General features: G+C 56.2%; 18 protein-coding genes. 8 read left to right on the top strand and 10 right to left on the bottom strand.

All coding sequences use genetic code 11. From position 1 onward, the window contains the following. From KZZ06_RS17585 to KZZ06_RS17620, 8 genes are all read left to right on the top strand, one after another. The coding region (locus tag KZZ06_RS17585) for a hypothetical protein (protein WP_219581322.1) at positions 1 to 398 on the top strand (398 nt) is incomplete at its 5' end. After that, positions 395 to 1,294 carry a complex I subunit 1 family protein gene (locus tag KZZ06_RS17590; RefSeq protein ID WP_219581323.1) on the top strand — a complete coding sequence of 300 codons (900 nt, stop codon included), beginning with the start codon at positions 395 to 397 and terminating at the stop codon, positions 1,292 to 1,294. The genes KZZ06_RS17585 and KZZ06_RS17590, both read left to right, overlap by 4 nt. After that, positions 1,291 to 1,806 (top strand): NADH-quinone oxidoreductase subunit J, encoded by a 516-nt coding sequence (locus KZZ06_RS17595; protein WP_219581324.1) that lies wholly within the window; start codon positions 1,291 to 1,293, stop codon positions 1,804 to 1,806. Before KZZ06_RS17590 ends, KZZ06_RS17595 begins: the two co-directional genes overlap by 4 nt. After that, positions 1,803 to 2,114: an NADH-quinone oxidoreductase subunit NuoK gene (nuoK, locus tag KZZ06_RS17600; protein ID WP_219581325.1), complete on the top strand. Its 312-nt coding sequence runs from the start codon at positions 1,803 to 1,805 to the stop codon at positions 2,112 to 2,114. Before KZZ06_RS17595 ends, nuoK begins: the two co-directional genes overlap by 4 nt. Before the next feature lie 2 nt (positions 2,115 to 2,116). Next, on the top strand, positions 2,117 to 4,006 hold the full coding sequence (locus KZZ06_RS17605) for an NADH-quinone oxidoreductase subunit L (protein WP_257884445.1): 1,890 nt from the start codon (positions 2,117 to 2,119) through the stop codon (positions 4,004 to 4,006). Between the two features lie 12 nt (positions 4,007 to 4,018). Then, positions 4,019 to 5,479: a NuoM family protein gene (locus tag KZZ06_RS17610; RefSeq protein ID WP_219581327.1), complete on the top strand. Its 1,461-nt coding sequence runs from the start codon at positions 4,019 to 4,021 to the stop codon at positions 5,477 to 5,479. Continuing rightward, positions 5,479 to 6,843, top strand: a complete 1,365-nt coding sequence (locus KZZ06_RS17615) for an NADH-quinone oxidoreductase subunit N (RefSeq protein WP_219581328.1) — start codon at positions 5,479 to 5,481, stop codon at positions 6,841 to 6,843. Before KZZ06_RS17610 ends, KZZ06_RS17615 begins: the two co-directional genes overlap by 1 nt. Before the next feature lie 680 nt (positions 6,844 to 7,523). Next, positions 7,524 to 8,849 (top strand): APC family permease, encoded by a 1,326-nt coding sequence (locus tag KZZ06_RS17620; RefSeq protein WP_219581329.1) that lies wholly within the window; start codon positions 7,524 to 7,526, stop codon positions 8,847 to 8,849. 53 nt (positions 8,850 to 8,902) lie between these two features. On the opposite strand, the gene KZZ06_RS17625 is transcribed toward KZZ06_RS17620, so the two are convergent. The 10 genes from KZZ06_RS17625 to KZZ06_RS17670 form a co-directional block, all read right to left on the bottom strand. Then, the gene (locus KZZ06_RS17625; RefSeq protein ID WP_257884446.1) at positions 8,903 to 9,271 is read right to left on the bottom strand and encodes a potassium channel family protein; all 369 of its coding nucleotides are present in this window, start codon (positions 9,269 to 9,271) and stop codon (positions 8,903 to 8,905) included. Between the two features lie 126 nt (positions 9,272 to 9,397). Further along, entirely contained in the window at positions 9,398 to 10,084 is a 687-nt protein-coding gene (locus KZZ06_RS17630) for a DUF6629 family protein (protein ID WP_219581330.1), read from the bottom strand. A 48-nt stretch (positions 10,085 to 10,132) separates the two neighbouring features. After that, on the bottom strand, positions 10,133 to 10,855 hold the full coding sequence (locus KZZ06_RS17635) for a CBS domain-containing protein (protein ID WP_219581331.1): 723 nt from the start codon (positions 10,853 to 10,855) through the stop codon (positions 10,133 to 10,135). Between the two features lie 60 nt (positions 10,856 to 10,915). Further along, positions 10,916 to 11,419, bottom strand: a complete 504-nt coding sequence (locus KZZ06_RS17640; protein WP_219581332.1) for a cytochrome c — start codon at positions 11,417 to 11,419, stop codon at positions 10,916 to 10,918. Beyond that, positions 11,416 to 12,333, bottom strand: a complete 918-nt coding sequence (locus KZZ06_RS17645) for a carbamate kinase (RefSeq protein WP_219581333.1) — start codon at positions 12,331 to 12,333, stop codon at positions 11,416 to 11,418. The genes KZZ06_RS17640 and KZZ06_RS17645 overlap by 4 nt, the downstream gene beginning before the upstream one ends. Positions 12,334 to 12,335: 2 nt before the next feature. Next, positions 12,336 to 13,337, bottom strand: a complete 1,002-nt coding sequence (gene argF / locus KZZ06_RS17650; RefSeq protein ID WP_219581334.1) for an ornithine carbamoyltransferase — start codon at positions 13,335 to 13,337, stop codon at positions 12,336 to 12,338. Between the two features lie 15 nt (positions 13,338 to 13,352). Continuing rightward, positions 13,353 to 14,582, bottom strand: a complete 1,230-nt coding sequence (locus KZZ06_RS17655; protein WP_219581335.1) for an arginine deiminase — start codon at positions 14,580 to 14,582, stop codon at positions 13,353 to 13,355. A gap of 17 nt (positions 14,583 to 14,599) precedes the next feature. Beyond that, positions 14,600 to 16,048: a YfcC family protein gene (locus KZZ06_RS17660; protein ID WP_257884447.1), complete on the bottom strand. Its 1,449-nt coding sequence runs from the start codon at positions 16,046 to 16,048 to the stop codon at positions 14,600 to 14,602. A gap of 18 nt (positions 16,049 to 16,066) precedes the next feature. Then, positions 16,067 to 16,717, bottom strand: a complete 651-nt coding sequence (locus tag KZZ06_RS17665) for an isoprenylcysteine carboxylmethyltransferase family protein (protein WP_219581336.1) — start codon at positions 16,715 to 16,717, stop codon at positions 16,067 to 16,069. Next, complete coding sequence (locus KZZ06_RS17670) at positions 16,714 to 16,965, bottom strand: DUF2933 domain-containing protein (protein ID WP_219581337.1); 252 nt, start codon at positions 16,963 to 16,965, stop codon at positions 16,714 to 16,716. Before KZZ06_RS17670 ends, KZZ06_RS17665 begins: the two co-directional genes overlap by 4 nt. Positions 16,966 to 17,048 lie beyond the last annotated feature (83 nt).

Raw genomic sequence — 17,048 nt, forward strand, 5'->3', positions numbered from 1 at the left:
TGGCCAGTGATACGCGCAGCGACGACCCGGTTTATGCCGAAATTGGATTTTCTGTGCTCACAATGACTGACGGTGATGCGTTGGCAAGGTTGGTGCAACGCTGCAACGAGATTACCCAGAGCCTTGATTTGATCTCGGCTGTGGGTTCGGTTGCAAGACTGGAACCGCACAGTATTGGCGCTGCTTCAGGCACGGGCGAAGCCGTGGTCGAGACACCGCGTGGCGCAGCCCAACTGAGCCTAACATTGCAAAAAGGTAAAGTTATTGCAGCAGATATAAAAACACCAACGACAGCGCATTTAGCTTTGATTGGAGATGTCGCGGAGGGACAGGAGCTGGGCGACGCGCTGACCGGGATCGGATCGCTGGACATCAGCCCGTGGGAGGTGACATCGTGACCGTATCGATTGTGCTGGTAGCACTTGCGGTGGGTGCATACCTAGTTGCCGTGTTGGAAAGCTGGGCAGTTCACGGGCGGCTGGAACCCGCGCGTCCTGCAATTTCAGCGCTTGCACTTTTAGGGCGTGAATCCCTGCTGGCGCGCACGCCAGACAGGTTGTTTTTTGAAGCCGGACCAGTGGTCTTGCTTGTAGCTGGTCTTTTGGCGGTTGCTGTAATTCCACTGGCACCGGGCTTGATTGTCACTGATCTAGCGACAGGTGCTTTGTTTCTGAACGCGGCGCTGGCCTATGTTTTGGTCGCGCTGATCATGGCCGGATGGGGGCCGAACGGTGCCTATGCCATGATAGGTGGCTGGCGGTTTTTGGGACAGTTTGTGGCCTATGCGATGTTGATCGTGATGCCGATTACTGCCGTGGCAATGCGTGCAGAATCATTGTCGACCGTGGACATCGTTACCTCGCAATCAACCTTGTGGAACATCGCTTATCAGCCGCTGGGCTTCGTGCTGTTCGTTGCCGCTGCGATGGGGTTGTGCTGGTTGCCTCCCTTGGACTTGCCGACAGCGCGCGGTGATCTGACAGGTGGGATCGAGGCCGAATATACTGGTGCGCGCCTTGCCGTGCTGCGGCTGGCACGGATGGTCCTGATCATGGCACTGGCGGGTGCAACCGTGACCTTCTATCTCGGTGGTTGGCTTGGTCCATGGTTGCCAGCCTGGGCGTGGAGCGCGATCAAGATCCTTTTTGTAGCGGGTCTGATGGTTAGTGTCGGACGACTGGTGCCGCGCGTTCGCGAGGCGCAATATCTGGAGATCAGTTGGAAACTCGGCATCCCTCTGGCCCTCGCAAATATATTCCTTGTTGGCGTCATCACTCTGGTGGTCCCGATATGACCCCTCAGATGATCTTCCTCATGTTTTTTGGCGGTGCGGCCGTGTGGTTCGGCATCGTCGTATTTCGCACTCATTCAATGGTGCGCTCTGCATTAGCGTTACTGTTTTCGCAAACCGCCGTGGGTGTGATGTTCCTGCTGATGCAGGCGGAATTTCTGGGCGTCTTGCAGATCATGATGATGGCCACGGAGATGAGCGTTATGGCGATCTTCATGGTGATGTTCATGATGGACCCTGGCGGCATGGGCGCGATGGACATGACGCACCAGAAACGTCTGTCACTTTGGGCGGGGGGCATCGGATTTGTCGCCGCGCTGGCGGTTATATGGCTGGCCGATTGGGGACCGGCGAACCTTCAGATCCCGGACGCGACCGAGCAAACGGCAGAACTTGGGCGTGAACTCTTGGGCCGCTCGATGTTTATCTTTGAATCGGCCGCGCTCATGATCCTGACGGCGATGGTGGCCGCCACTATGGTTGCGATCCACCCGAACGAAGGACGCAAGCGATGATCCCCGAACTGATAATCGCCCTCAGCGTCGGTGCGGCCCTGTTTGGGGTCGGGCTTTATGGCGCGCTGAGCCAAACTAATCTTGTGATGATCATCATGGGGGTAGAGTTGATCCTTGCTGCGGCACTGGTCAATCTGGTGGCCTTCTGGCGCTATCTGCATCCGGACGTCCCGGCGGCGCAAATGTTTGTGCTGATTGTCATGGCGGTGATGGCGGTTGAAATGGCTGTAGGCTTTGGTATCGCCATCGCGCGGTTCCGTTCGCGTGGGTCGGTCGAGATGGAAGAAGCTCGCGAGTTGAAGGGATGACGATGCTGGTTCTGACCCTGCTGGGCCCACTGCTGGCAGCATTGGCGATGTTCACGCTGCGCCGCATACCCGAGGTCCTGGCGCTGACTGGGGCCGTGTTTGGGTTTGCTGGCGCACTCGGGCTTTTTGTTGCTGTATCAGACGGTGTGGTCGTGAGCATCTCACTGCCCTTTTTGCCTGATTTTCCGATCCGCCTCGTCGCTTCGCCCCTCACTGCAACGCTTTCGATGGTTGTGGCTACGGTTGCCGCTATGGTGTTGATCTATGCTGCGGGATACATGCGCAAGGACCCCGAGCGGGTGCGGTTTTTTGGGACAATGTTGCTGTTTGTCACCGCTATGCAGGCACTGGTGCTGTCGGGTGACTGGATCACGCTGCTGGCCGCTTGGGAGATGATGGGCTTTGCCAGCTATCTGTTGATCGGCTTTTGGTATGGCCGCGCGGGTGTGGCCAGTGCCGCAATGCGCGCGTTTCTATACACGCGCAGTGCAGATTTGGGTCTCTATATCGGGGTGTTCATCCTGATTGGCATGTCTGGCACATCCGAAATTGCCGTTACACTTATTTCAACTGGTACACCCACGCTTGTGGCCGGAGTGTTGCTGTTGGTGGCGGCGATGGGCAAATCGGCACAGGTGCCGTTACAGGACTGGCTGATGCGTGCCATGGCGGGGCCGACGCCGGTGTCGGCGCTGTTACACTCGGCCACACTGGTGGCGGCAGGGGCGATTCTGCTGATCCGCACGGCCCCCATGTTGCCCGATGGCGTGCTTTTGGTCGTCGGAATTGTTGGTGGCATCACCGCTGTGATCACTGGACTGATTGCATTGGCAGAGCGTGATCTGAAACGGTTGTTGGCGGCCTCCACCGCGAGTCAATACGGGCTGATGTTGTTGGCCATCGGTGCTGGAGCGCCGATTGCGGCCCTTCTGCATTTGATTGCCCATGCGGCGATCAAGAGTTCCCTTTTCCTAGGTGCAGGCGTGTTTCAGCATGACCGTGACGGCACTGGGCTAGAGACACTGGCGGGGGCAGGGCGTGCAAGGCCGGGCATTTTCGCAGGTTTTGCTATTGCCGCGTTGGCACTAGCGGGCATGCCGCCGCTGGCCGCGTTCTTTTCCAAGGATGCGATCATCGCGGCCGCACTGGACAGCCCCACGGCACCGTGGCTTTTGCCGCTGGCGTTGGCTGGATCAGTGTTGACGGGTGCCTATATGGGCCGCGCACTAAATGTATTGTGGGATGGCGACGCGGGGCCCGTGCAGGTGCCAGTACCACTCATGACCATTGGCATGGGCTTACTGGTAGCACTGGCCACCGGGCTAGGGCTCGGCTTTGGTGCGCTTGAACATATGTTAGGGGCGGAAATTGAAAAACCCGGCTGGATCGTGCCCGCAATGGGACTGGCCGTAGGGCTTGCTGGTTTAATACTTGGTTGGTTTGTGCCCCCTGCGCGTCTGCTTGGTCCACTCCTGACACCTGCGCAAAACGGCTTTGCTGTTGCGGGCGGAATGGACGGGTTGATCCTACGTCCCGCCTTGGCCATCGCTGCCAACTGCGAAGCCATGGAGCAGCGCCTTTTGCTAGCACAGGTCGGGACGGTGCGTAGAATTGGGCTTGGTACCGCGCAACTGGCAGAACACGCAGACGCCGCACTTTTTGCTTTTTCACTTTGGGTCGGACAGTTGTCGATGCGACTGGGTCTGGCGAGTAAATTCACAGATACCAATGGTATCGACGCTGCAATCTTTGGCTTTGTGCAGCGGATGATTGCCGCTGGTGCCCAAGCACGCCGCCTCCAAAGCGGCTTCATTCATCGCGAACTTGCACTGACAGCAATCGGCATCGCGCTGATCGTGGCCGGACTGTTGGCAGCACCGTATTATTCCTGAGGAGACATTACCATGCCACTCTTGACCCTTGCCACCTTCCTGCCGATTCTGGGCGGGCTGGCGCTGATTGCGCTGCCAAACAGGTCGGCCCGCGTGGCACATGGCATGTCGATTGCGGTGACGGGTGTCGTATTCATGCTCACGCTTGTGATCTGGTCGCGCGGCACTGTTGCGGGCGGTTTCGCCCAGATTGAGGAACTCGCGTGGATACCGGCCATTGGTGCCGCTTATCGGTTGGGACTGGACGGGTTGAGCCTGCCGTTGGTGTTGCTCACGTCGTTGCTGTTCTTTTTGTCAGCGATCTACTCGGCGCGGATCAGCGATCGTGCGCCAAGCTATGTTGTGTTGATGCTTATGCTCGAAACGGCCGCACTTGGCACGTTTATGGCGCTTGACGGACTGCTGTTTTATGTTTTTTTCGAGGTCTCGCTGGTAGGCATGTATTTCATGATCGCCGGATGGGGATATGAAGACCGACAGCGCGCCGCGCTGATGTTCTTTATCTATACGTTGCTGGGATCGTTGCCGCTGTTGCTCGCGATTATCGGGTTGTATCTGAGCAGTGGCACCTTCGACATGCGTGTCTGGATCGACATGCCACCTCTGACAGGCATTGCGGCGATGCTTGCGCTGATTGCGATGCTGTTTACCTTCGCAGTCAAGATACCGGCCTTTCCGGTGCACACTTGGCTACCTGCCGCACATGTTCAGGCACCCACGGCGGGCAGCGTGATCCTGGCCGGTGTGATGCTGAAATTCGGCACTTACGGACTGGTACGCTTTGCTTTGCAAATGACGCCTGAGGCATTTGCGCAAGCCGGTCAGGTAATCCTAGCGGTGGGGGTGGTCAGCGCGCTGTACGGGGCCTTCGCCGCACTGGCACAGTCTGATCTGAAAAAAATGATTGCCTACACGTCGATCAACCACATGGGCTATGTCGTGATGGGTGTGGCGGTGGCCGCGCTTACCGTTGATTTGCGTATCCGCACAATTGCATTGGACGGTGCGACTTTGCAGATGGTCAGCCACGGTCTGGTGACAGGCGCGTTGTTCTTTTTGCTGGGCATGTTGCAGGACCGCGCCCACAGCCGCGATATGAGTGAATTTGGTGGTCTGCTGGGCCGTGTGCCGTGGTTGGGCTGGTCGTTCATCCTGATGGCGTTCGCTTCACTTGGTTTGCCGGGGTTGGCGCATTTCCCTGCAGAGTTTCAGGTGTTTCTGGCGACCCTGAATACCGCTCCATGGGCGATCATAGCTATCCTTGCCATCGTGGTAACCGCAGGCCTGTATCTGCGCGCCATCGCCGCCGTGTTCCTTGGCTCCGAGAACGAGAAATGGCTGGAAATGCGCGATCTAGACCGCAGGGAGAAGCTGGTGATTGTGCCTCTTTTGATTCTGACTGTTTTAGTTGGTGTCGCGCCGAGTTGGCTGATCAACATGATCCACACAACAATGGAAAGCCTAAGTTTCTGATGGAGCGTGATCTTTCCTTTCTGATTCCGGAGCTTTTGCTGTCATCCGCCGCGATGCTGATGATCGTGGCCGAGATGATGCGTGCCGCGCGTCTGGCACTGGTGATTGGGCTGGTGGGACTGGCAGCAGCGACGCTGCTGACATTGCCGATGCTGCACGCTGACACAACCGTGTTCAGCGGCACCTACCGTATAGATCTGATTTCGGGCTGGGCCAAGTTGATCCTGCTTCCGGGCACGGCATTAGCATTGTTAATGGTGCGCGCCGAAATCGCGGGTCAAGACCGCGAGGGCAGCGTCTATGCGCTGATCTGTCTCGTGACACTTGGTGCGTTGATGCTGGCGGGTGGCGGCGACATAATGGTGCTGGTCTTGGGGGTTGTGCTGACGGGGCTCGGTTCGTTCGCGCTGGTGGCATTCCCGCGCGATGATGCGGCCACAGAGGCCGCGATGAAATACCTCGTTTTCGGGGCAGTCACCGGATCGGTGATGATTTACGGGCTAACCTTCTGGTTCGGCGGGGTAGGATCGACGCTATTCTCCGAGCTTGGCGCGCTTGACGGCAAACCATTGATACCCACGGCGGGGCTGGTGGCGGTGATCATCGGGTTGGGATACAAAGCCGCACTGGTGCCGTTTCATTTCTGGGCACCTGATGCCTATGACGGCGCGCCAGTGTCCATTGCTGCCTATCTGTCTGTCATCACCAAACTGGCAGCGATTTTTGCCTTTACGCAGGTGTTGCGCGATCTTCCAACCAGCAGCGGTTGGCCGCTGGTGATCGCAGTGATCTCAGCGGTTACAATGACATATGGGTATCTGACAGCGCTGGTGCAAACCAATCTGGTACGGCTGATTGCCTATTGCTCTATAGCGCAGTCCGGTTACTTCATGTTGGGCATTGTGGCGCTGGGTGCCAGCTCGCTTGCAGTCCCCGGATTGATCGTGCTGGGGGCTGCATACGCGGCAATGAACCTCGGTGCCTTTGCCGTGGTGATGATTTCCGGACGCAGCCTTGATGACATGCGCGGCTTTGGCCGCAAACGACCTGTCATGGGAGTTGCGATGGTTAGCTTCCTTCTGTCGCTGATCGGTATCCCGCCGTTGTTCGGCTTTGTCGGCAAGGTTTACCTGTTCACGGCCGCAATTGAGGCAGGCTTTGTTTGGCTGGCAGTGATCGGCATCCTCAATTCCGTTCTGGCACTTGGCGTCTATCTGCGGATCATCGTGCCGATGTATCAACCTGCACAGGATATTGACGAGAGTTCCGAAAAGTCACCTCACCCCGCGCTCGTCGCAGTCATCGGCATTACTGCGCTTGTAACGCTCGGGGTGGGGTTCTTGGCAGGCTTCCTGCCGGCATGATACCCAATTTTTGGGTGCGCTTTACTTTCGCTGTAACAAAGCACGGACCGGTACGTCTATTGTATGTACCCTTAGTATCAGGAGGCCCAGATGGAGCACACAACGACCCAAACCGATAAAGCCCAAGTTGAAACTGCCAAAAGCGGCGGATGCTGCGGCGGACATAAATCCCGCACAGATTCTGAGGTTCAGCCTATATCTCAGCCATCAGCCCAAAAAGCGCCTGTCGCCAAATCAGGCGGCTGCTGTTGTAGTAAGTAGAACTGAGAACGATTGGTGATAGTTACGTTTCCAAAACCGAAGGTGAGCGGCAGAATTGTGTTTTGATGTATCTGCCGCTCACGTTTGCGCCGGACGCGTCGAAGTTTCTCACTCTTGCTCGTCGATCGAGGCTGATTAGCGGGTTACTTTTCGATGGGGAGGTGTCCAAATGGCTTTGCTTCCATATGGATTTTTGGCGGCAGAGAGCGTAATTCAGATAGGGATCTGCGCCATATTCCTGTGCCACATCTTGAGCCAAACCTTCACGCCAAACTCACTTAACTATATGATAGCTATGTGAGAGGCTTGATGCGGACCACCTGTCTTTAAGGCCCCGAAAGTCGAAAACGCGGGACTAGACCAATGGATATTAAGGTCTGTTAAACACCTGAAATGAATTGAAAATGAAAGCATTATAGATGGATCACCAACACAGTGACGACACCGAGAACAAAGGCTCTATCAGCCTGAGCGGCGGCGTGGCGATGGGCACCGGAGTGATGATCGGCGCCGGAATCTTCGCACTTACGGGTCAGATCGCGCAACTGGCTGGGCCACTCTTTCCGTTATCGTTTGTTGCCGGTGCAATTGTCACCAGTTTCAGCGCCTATAGTTATGTCAAAATGTCGAACGCGTTTCCATCTTCGGGTGGCATCGCGATGATCCTGCAAAAAGCGTACGGACCGGGCGCAATTGCCGCGGCTGCGGCGCTGCTAATGGCGCTGTCGATGGTGATTTCCGAAAGCCTCGTTGCGCGGACCTTCGCTACCTATGTGCTGCGTCCGTTCGACATTACCGGCGGCCCGCTGGTTCCCATACTCGCTGTTGGGGTTATCCTGTTTGCCTTTCTCGTCAATATCGCAGGCAGTCGCTCGGTTGGGTTGTTGTCGCTTATCATGGCGGTGGTGAAAATTGGCGGCATCGCACTTTTTGGTATTGCAGCACTTTGGGCCAGCGGGTTTCAGTTCGCAGCCGCAAGCGAGGGATCTCCCGGGTTTGATATCACCGGATTCATTGCGTCCGTGGCACTTGCCATTCTGGCGTTCAAGGGCTTCACCACGATCACCAACAGCGGCGGAGAGATCACTGATCCGCACCGCAATGTTGGCCGCACAATTATGATTTCGATCGCGATCTGTGTTGTTGTTTACTTGATTGTGGCCTTTGCGGTTGGATCAAGCCTGACGATAGACCAGATCGTTGCCGCCAAGGACTATTCTCTTGCTGAGGCCGCAGCACCCGCACTTGGTAACGCGGGCTTCTACTTCACTGTCGTGCTGGCAGCTGTAGCGACAGCCTCGGGGGTTCTTGCCAGCGTCTTCGCGGTCTCGCGGATGTTGGCCATGCTTACAGATATGAAAATGATCCCGCATCGGCATTTTGGCATGTCGGGGCCGATCCGCAGTCACACGCTGGTCTACACGGTCGTTATCGCATCCATCCTCGCGGTCTTTTTCGATCTGACAAGGATCGCGTCATTGGGCGCTTTCTTTTATCTGGTGATGGACATGATCGTGCATTGGGGGGTTCTGCGTTTTATGCGCAAAGAGGTGAACGCAAATGCTTCGATCATCATCCTGGCGCTTGTGTTTGACGCTATCGTGCTTGCTGCCTTCACGTCTATGAAGCTACAGTCCGACCCTCTTATTGTCCTGTATGCAGCCGTCGCGATCACGGCAGTCTTCGCGTTCCAGCGGATATATCTGTCGCGCTGGACGGCGCCACAACCAAGCGAAGAACACTAGCCCTCCCCAAACAACAGGCGCGTCCGGCAAGCAGGTGCCGGGTGTGCCCTTTTTCACTTTTCTGGGTCATCAGGCTCGGCACAGGGGGGCCAATCCCAAAGCCGGTTCATCATCGCGAAAAGATATGCCCCTGACCACGCGATCAGCAGCAGCCCGGTCAACGCCTCGACGCCTGTGAGAAAGCGAAGATGATCTGTGGGGAAAATATCGCCAAGGCCAAGGGAGGTATAGCTGACGACTGAAAAATAGAAGTAATCCAGCACCGTATCAACGCCATCACCGGAAAACCCGCCGATGCTCAAAAGCTGGTGACCGACGCCAAACATGCCAGCAAAGATAACTATTCCGGCGAAATGCGCGACAAACAGGATCAGCACGGCCAGCATAACACGATTGAACGGCTCCAAAGGTATCTTTGCCATGCCTACCGATACCCACCGCATGACAGACAGATGTATCCAACTACTGGAAATGATGGCGATAGCTGCCAGAATTAGTGAAAAAAGCAAAGAAACACTCCTGATTGGGTGAACTTGCCCGAACGTACATCAGGCAAAAAGCATTGGGCATTCGCGCGCACATTTATTGCGCAGGATAATGTAGATCAGGTGCAGTGTACCAAGACCCGCCAAGAGGCAGAAGAACGAAATATAAGCATAGCGCAGCAACAGGATATCCACCACTACAACGGCGATGATGGTGGCGCCGAAATACCGCATGTGCAGATAGCGCGACATAAGCGGTGGCGCGATGATCAGGAACAGGTAGATGAGATAGGTCATCCAGCGCGGCATCATATAATCCAGTAGCATCATGCCTTCATAGGCCAGTGAATCTTGATTGACAGTGACCCTGACCCATTCAGGATTGATCAGATGGGGGATGTAAAGCAGCAGCCCAAACGCAATCCCGATTGCCGCAAAACCCAAGAAAAGCTTCTTGCGCGGGCTGTCGGGCGGTTCCAGCACATAGACAGAGATGGGTATCCAGATCGGCCACATGAACCATGTGAAAAAAATGAACCCTAACGCCCCCCAGAGGACCATGTCGGGATTACCTGTATTCATACCGATCCAGACGTGGCCTTCCATGAATTGCTGAATGCCGGCGAACAGCGGCATCAGGGCGACCGGAATGTACCGCCAATTGATTTGCGTCGCTTTCCAGGTGGCGAATGCACCACCTGCGACAAGAAAAACACTGGCAGCAAAGCTGACTTCTGCTGAAAGGCACATATCGAACTTTCTTTGCGGTTTTGATTTCTTCAGGTGCAGTTTAGTGCCCTAGAACGGGAAGCGTTTTGGGTCAGACACTAACCTAAGTACGCTATGTTCTGTATCCGCCCAAAGGCTGACTGAGATCTCACCAAGACCCTCAATGTTGTCCAGCGCCACCCAAGCAGCCTTTTCCTCAGCATCCGAATCTGCAAGTCCCCAAACATCAACGCGATCACCTTCGACCACGACGTTCAGATGCGCAGGATTGAGCCCCGGAACCTGTCCCAGTGCCGCCATGACAATCTCGCGCTTTTCGCGATTGGATGTCGATGGCTCAAGCGTTACCCTTTGCGTACTCGCAAGGGCTTGCATCAAATTGGCACGACTGACGATACCAACGATCTTGCCATTCTCGACCACTGGAACGCGTTTGATACGTTTTTTCTCAAGCAGACGCGCAATGTCTGCGACAGGTGTATTCGGAGACACGACCTCAATATCGTGGGTCATCAAATCCGTGGCTCGGCGAGTGCGCATGGCAATGAAGTCCCGCGCCATATTTTCGTGTCCGGAAAACAGCGAGAGCCACCAGGATTTATGGGCATCGCCTGATCCTTCAACCCGTCGCATAAGATCGCCCTCGCTGATTAGACCGATGACCGTCCCGTCCCCATCAAGGATGGGTACCGCGCTGATATGGTTCTTCATCATAAGCGCTGTGATTTGTTCCACAGTTGTATCAACGCCCGCGGATATGACGTTTTTCGTCATGATGTCTTGAGCTTGCATTCTGAACTCCTTTTTTGCGATGATAGTCGGCAGAAGACCTGCCAGATCTGGGGGCTACGCTCAGTCGTGGGGCACACCGAGCTCTTCTGCTTCGAGATGATCCATCAATTCCTGAATGTCTTCGGGAACATCTGTGATCGAGAACTTTGCCTGTTCCTCACGGTCGTGAACAAAAGCTGTGATATCGGCCAGTTCCTGTCCTGATATCTCGATCACATTGCCCAGCTCCTCGCGCTGCATTATCACCATGACCTCAGCACCGCGCCACATTTTCGCGGCGAAATCGAACGGGTTCATTGGCTGGCTCATGAATTCGGCGTCCAGCATCGGTGCATCTTCACCGCCGATACCGTTCACTGAATGACAGACGACGCAGGCCTTGGAGCCGAATGAAAACCGGCCGTTGGTGGCGTTCATTTCCGGGAGAGTTAAGCTGCTTTCCACTGTGGTTTCAAAGGTCTGTGTCGCGTGGGATGCGGCTGTTGCAAAAGTCCCGAAAGTCGACAGGGCAACTGCTATGACCCCCGCGCTGATTATCGCCGTGTTGAGTCCAATAGCGTTCATTGTGCATTCCCTCCGATTTCGTTTGATACTTGCGTTCCGGCATTTCCGTCCATGATCTCAATTGCGTCCTGCAATCGTCCGATCCCCGCCAAACCACCCGCTGCGGCAAAGGCTGCTGCGGCCTCCAATTTTGGGGCCATCGAGCCAGCAGGTGCATCGAAACGCAGGGCGTCTTTGGGTGAGAGCCATGGGCGTTTCATGGCGGTGTCGGACCCGAAATCCTGATAAACACCATCAACGTCGGTCAGCAACAAAAGCACATCCGCACCCAGCGACCGGGCTAGCAGGGCGCTTGACGCGTCTTTGTCTACCACCGCCTCAATCCCGATCAGACTGCCATCGTGCTGTCGGATCACCGGGATGCCGCCACCTCCTGTGCAAATGACAACAACGCCCGCATCCAGCAACAGTTGGATGACGCGGGTATCGGGGATTTCCATCGGGGCGGGCGAGGCTACTACACGGCGCCACTTTGCGCCATCTTGCGCGATGTGCCATCCATTTGCGCTGGCGATGGCTTGTGCCTGTTCGTGGTCATAGACCGGCCCTACAAACTTGGTCGGATCCCCAAACGCCGGATCATTGCGGTCAACCACGACCTGTGTCAGCAGCGTGGCGACGGGGCGATCATGGTCCAGGACATTTTCAAGCTCCTGTTCGATCAGATAGCCGATCATTCCCGCCGTTTCCGCACCCAGTACATCCAGTGGATAACCATCTTCCGCGGGATTCTGAAGCGCCAGAAGGCCAACTTGCGGCCCGTTACCATGTGAAATTACCAACCGATGCCCCGCGCGCAGGACATCGGCCAGGGCCCGTGCCGCAACCAGCGCATTCTTACGTTGGTTCTCTGCGGTCATGGGCTGCCCGCGTTGCAACAGAGCATTGCCCCCCAGGGCTGCGACCACCAACATGCCTAGGCCCCCAACGTAGCGACAAGAACGGCCTTGATGGTGTGCAACCGGTTTTCGGCCTGATCAAATACGATAGAGGCGGGGCTTTCGAACACCTCTTCGGTGACCTCCATCGCTGTGATGCCAAATTTTGCTTCAATATCGGCACCCACCTCGGTGTCGGCATTATGGAAGGCGGGCAGGCAGTGCATGAATTTCGTCCTCGGATTGCCTGTTCGTGCCATAACGTCGGCATTCACTTGATAGGGCGTCAGCAACTCGATCCGTTCTGCCCATTTTTCCTTCGGCTCACCCATCGAAACCCAGACATCGGTATAGATGAAATCGACGCCTTCTACGGCGGCATCCACGTCCTCAGTCAGCGTGATCCGTGCACCGGTCTCGGTGGCGATGGCATCGGCCTCGTCGCGGATCGCTTGCTCGGGCCATAAACTTTCAGGCGCACACAGGCGCACATCCATGCCCATCTTGGCCCCGCCGATCAACAGGCTGTCGCCCATGTTGTTCCCCGCATCCCCCAGAAATGCATAGGCAATCTGGCTCAGGGGCTTGTCCGAATGTTCGCTCATGGTGAGAAAGTCTGCGAGAATTTGGGTCGGATGGAATTCATCCGTTAAACCGTTATAGACGGGTACCCCGGCAAACTGCGCCAGCGTTTCGACAATTGGATGACCAAATCCGCGATATTCAATTGCGTCATAGACCCGGCCCAGAACACGCGCAGTGTCCTTGACGGTTTCCTTCTTGCCCATGTGCGAACCTGATGGTCCGAGGTAGGTGACATGCGCGCCCTGATCGTGTGCGGCCACTTCAAAGCCTACGCGTGTGCGGGTACTGTCCTTTTCAAAGATCAGCGCAATTTCTTTTCCGGTCAGGCGCGGCACTTCATAGCCGCCATATTTGGCGGCCTTGAGGTCGGCAGACAGTTTCAGCAGGAAGCCTATTTCCTGTGGGCTGAAATCACGCAGGGCCAAAAAGTGGCGGTTTCTCAGATTGTAAGACATTTGAAGTTTCCTTTTTCAGATTGCGTCGCGGATGGTTGGGCAGCTCATGCAATGGCTGCCACCACGTCCACGGCCAAGTTCGGCACCGGGTATGGCCCGCACGTCGATACCGGCGTCCTTCAGGGCCGCGTTTGTGTCGTCGTTCCGGTCATAGCCGATGACGACGCCGGGCCGCAGCGCCAGCACGTTGTTGCCGTCATTCCACTGTTCGCGGGATTGCTCTGCAGCGTCCGAACCGCCGGTGGGGACCAGATGCAGCTTCTTGTGGCCCAGAATCTCTGCGGTGATTTCGAACAGGTGACGTGCGTCACGGCGAATATCGAGCGGGGCCTTGCCCGCACCGGGACGTAGGTCATAACATGTGATCGCGTCGGCCACTTCCTGATAGGTGGTCACGACATCGCCGCCGCAGTGGGTGAATACGGTATCGAGATGCATCGCGGCCCGTGAACTGGGCATCTGACAGGCAATGATGCGATGTACATCGCCTCCAGCGAACAGAGCTTCAGCCAGCTGTCCGACCGCCTGGGGCGTTGATCTCTCGCCCATTCCTACCATGACCACACCGTGGCCGATTGGCATGATGTCGCCACCCTCTAGCGTTGCAGCGCCAAATTCCTGCGTCGGATCCCCAAACAACACCCGTGCCTTGCCGGCGAATTGCGGGTGGAAGCGATAGACTGCACCCAGGAGTAGCGTTTCGGGACGCCGCGCAGCAAAATGCATCGGGTTAAGGGTCACACCTCCATAAACCCAAGCGGAGTTATCCCGCGTAAAAATAAAATTAGGCAACGGCGGCAGAACAAAGCCGTGGTGGCCAAGGTAGCTGCCAAACATGCCGGATGGGGTGAAAGGGAGATCGCCAACTGTAACCCCGCCAACGAGGAACTGCGCCAAATTGCTGCCCGGCAATTCCTCCATCCATGCGCGCAGATCATCGCGCATCCCGACACCCACATCGTTGCGGGTGATGCGATGGTCCAAAACCCAGGCGCGCGCATCGGGCAAGTCCAGCGTTTCGGCCAGCAAGGTCATTGCGTCCAGCACCTCGATCCCTTCGCCGCGCATGATGTCTGCGAAGACGCCGTGATCCTTAATAGCCTGCTTGACCCAGAACACATCGTCAAACAGCAGCTCCTCGCGGTTGTCCGGTGTGAGGCGTCTGTGGGCGAGACCCGGTGGCGAGACAATCACTTGCCGCAGTTCACCAGTTTCAGAATGTACGCCAAGAGCGTGGTCAGTCATTGTAATTCTCCGTTGATTTACAGGATCACGGCAACGCTGAGCGCCGCCATGACGAACAAGGTCAAGATCAGCAGAAGCGGCCAGATAAACACCAGCCAGCGATCGAACGACACGCGCCCGATGGCCAGACCACCAATCACAACGGCCGAGGTCGGTGTGATCAAGTTCACCAGCCCGCTTGCGGATTGGTAGGCAGTCACGACCAGATCGCGGCTGACGCTGGCGAAATCCCCCAATGGGGCCAGGATCGGCATCGACAGAACTGCAAGCCCAGATGAGGACGGTACAAGAAAGCTCATCCCGATCTCGATCCAGAGCATCAGGTTGATGAAGGCGATCTCAGACAGGCCGCCCAACGTGTCGGCGGCACTGTTGAGAATAGTGTCCGCGATCAGGCCCTGTTCCATGATCACGACAATGCCGCGGGCCAGCCCGATCACAAGCGCCACGCCAAGAAGATCTTTGGCTCCCTCGACAAAGGCTGACGTCAGTTTTTTTTCGCCCATCCGCGCGACAAGGCCAACGACGATAGCCATGCCAAAGAAAAGCGCGCCCATCCGCGCCATCCACCAGCCTTGACTGGACACACCCCAGATCATTACGGCGAAGGTCGCAAAGAACAGCAGCAGTACCAGTTTTTGCGTGCCGGTCAGCTTTGGCTCTAAGAATTCGGCATCCGCATCGCCCAGAAATATTTGGCGGTGTGCCTCACGCTGCGTTGCCACGACAGACCGGGTCGGATCTGCCTTGACCCGTGATGCATAGCGCATCACATAGGCGATGCTGATCGCCAAGCCACCGATCAGAATGAACAAACGCAGCGCCAAACCTTCCGTAAACGGAATTCCTGCGGCGTTAGACGCGATGACTGTTGCGAACGGATTTATGGTTGACCCAAGCGTGCCAATTCCCGCACCGATCAGGATGATCGCAATACCGGTGAGCGCGTCAAAGCCAGCAGCGATGACAACCGGTATCAACAGCGCATAGAAGGCCAGCGTTTCTTCGGCCATGCCGTAGGTCGTGCCGCCCAACGCAAAGAGCGACATCAGAATTGGGATCATCCATATCTCCCGCCCCTTCATACGCCCCATCGCGGTTTGAATGCCGGTGTCGATGGATTTTGTGGCGTTGACCACGCCCAAAAACCCACCCAGCAACAAAACAAACAGCGCCACGTCAATGGCATTGGCCGCATAGCTGTCAGGATCGTAAAATCCCGCTACAGGTGCCAGCATGACCTCGATAAATCCCTGCGGATTGGCATCGACCGTCTGATAAGTTCCGGGCACGGCGATCTCACGCCCCACCTCATCGTTCATCGCCCTGTCATATTGCCCCGCTGGAATGATCCATGTCAGAGCAGCGACAATTATGATCAGTGCAAACAGGATCGTGTAGGCGGTCGGAAACCATGATGCCATGCCATCGGCGCTCGGTTCAGAGTTATCGGACTGGTTGGCCATAGTCTCACTCCCTTCTAGTTATTGCGTTGCTTTTGGCGTTTCGCTCAGCGACGGGATGAAGGCCGGTACGCGGGCCGCATACGCATCAAACTGCGCGCCAAAAGTTTCACGGGTTTCGCGTTCTTCAGCGCGGGCAAGTCGCACGTACATCCAGAGCAGCACCGGATACATTGCCAGTGTCAGCAGGGTCGGCCACTGAAACAGGAAGCCCGTCAGAACCAGAACAAAGCCCACATACTGGGGATGACGCACGCGCGCATAGGGACCGGTGGTCGCTAAAGTGCCACTACGTTGGGCTTGATAGAGAACCTGCCACGCCGTGGAGATCATCCAGAATCCAAGACCAATCAGAATAAAGCTGATCATGTGGAAAGGACCAAAATGGGGATTTGTTTTCCAGCCGAACATCATTTCCGGCAAGTGGCCCGCGTCGTGCGAGAACCAATCGATGCCCGGATAGGTCGTTTGCAACCAGCCGGACAACAGGTAGATCGTAAGCGGAAACCCATACATTTCGGCGAAAAGCGCAACCAGAAAAGCACTGAAGGCACCGAAGCTGCGCCAGTCGCGCGGTGTCTTTGGTTTGAAAAAACTAAACGCAAACATGATAAAGATTGCTGCGTTCAACAGGGCGAAGAACCAGAGGCCATAGCCGGATGCATCAGTCATGACTTGTCACCACCCCCATGCCCGCCGTGACCGCCGTGCATGAAAAAGTGCATCACAACGCATGCCAACAGCAGCAGGCCCAGAAACCCATTACCCGCAAAAATGTGAACCCGGTGCTCGAAACCCAGTAGCAGGGCGGCAATTCCCAGCGAAATAGTCAAGCTTATTCCGAAGCGAGACTTCCAGAAGGAAGGTGCTGTAGATGGTTCTGGTGGTTGATCTGAATGGTCGTGTTTATCTAAATCCATGGAAGCGTCCTCTGTGTTTTTTTTGTGCGAAGTTCTTGCAGTCCTATTGCGCCGACCGCATTCAGCTGGCGGACGCAAATCAA

It is taken from the genome of Sulfitobacter sp. CW3 (assembly GCF_019392245.1).
In the GTDB taxonomy this organism is placed as follows: Bacteria; Pseudomonadota; Alphaproteobacteria; order Rhodobacterales; family Rhodobacteraceae; genus Sulfitobacter.

What these genes read in the sequence shown, in the direction of transcription:
- KZZ06_RS17670 (WP_219581337.1), bottom strand. Translation starts at nt 16,965, where the DNA reads ATGGATTTAGATAAACACGACCATTCAGATCAACCACCAGAACCATCT.
- KZZ06_RS17630 (WP_219581330.1), bottom strand. Translation starts at nt 10,084, where the DNA reads ATGTGCCTTTCAGCAGAAGTCAGCTTTGCTGCCAGTGTTTTTCTTGTC.
- KZZ06_RS17635 (WP_219581331.1), bottom strand. Translation starts at nt 10,855, where the DNA reads ATGCAAGCTCAAGACATCATGACGAAAAACGTCATATCCGCGGGCGTT.
- KZZ06_RS17655 (WP_219581335.1), bottom strand. Translation starts at nt 14,582, where the DNA reads ATGACTGACCACGCTCTTGGCGTACATTCTGAAACTGGTGAACTGCGG.
- nuoK (WP_219581325.1), top strand. Translation starts at nt 1,803, where the DNA reads ATGATCCCCGAACTGATAATCGCCCTCAGCGTCGGTGCGGCCCTGTTT.
- KZZ06_RS17605 (WP_257884445.1), top strand. Translation starts at nt 2,117, where the DNA reads ATGCTGGTTCTGACCCTGCTGGGCCCACTGCTGGCAGCATTGGCGATG.
- KZZ06_RS17640 (WP_219581332.1), bottom strand. Translation starts at nt 11,419, where the DNA reads ATGAACGCTATTGGACTCAACACGGCGATAATCAGCGCGGGGGTCATA.
- KZZ06_RS17665 (WP_219581336.1), bottom strand. Translation starts at nt 16,717, where the DNA reads ATGACTGATGCATCCGGCTATGGCCTCTGGTTCTTCGCCCTGTTGAAC.
- KZZ06_RS17625 (WP_257884446.1), bottom strand. Translation starts at nt 9,271, where the DNA reads ATGGCAAAGATACCTTTGGAGCCGTTCAATCGTGTTATGCTGGCCGTG.
- KZZ06_RS17610 (WP_219581327.1), top strand. Translation starts at nt 4,019, where the DNA reads ATGCCACTCTTGACCCTTGCCACCTTCCTGCCGATTCTGGGCGGGCTG.
- KZZ06_RS17660 (WP_257884447.1), bottom strand. Translation starts at nt 16,048, where the DNA reads ATGGCCAACCAGTCCGATAACTCTGAACCGAGCGCCGATGGCATGGCA.
- KZZ06_RS17645 (WP_219581333.1), bottom strand. Translation starts at nt 12,333, where the DNA reads ATGTTGGTGGTCGCAGCCCTGGGGGGCAATGCTCTGTTGCAACGCGGG.
- KZZ06_RS17620 (WP_219581329.1), top strand. Translation starts at nt 7,524, where the DNA reads ATGGATCACCAACACAGTGACGACACCGAGAACAAAGGCTCTATCAGC.
- argF (WP_219581334.1), bottom strand. Translation starts at nt 13,337, where the DNA reads ATGTCTTACAATCTGAGAAACCGCCACTTTTTGGCCCTGCGTGATTTC.
- KZZ06_RS17595 (WP_219581324.1), top strand. Translation starts at nt 1,291, where the DNA reads ATGACCCCTCAGATGATCTTCCTCATGTTTTTTGGCGGTGCGGCCGTG.
- KZZ06_RS17615 (WP_219581328.1), top strand. Translation starts at nt 5,479, where the DNA reads ATGGAGCGTGATCTTTCCTTTCTGATTCCGGAGCTTTTGCTGTCATCC.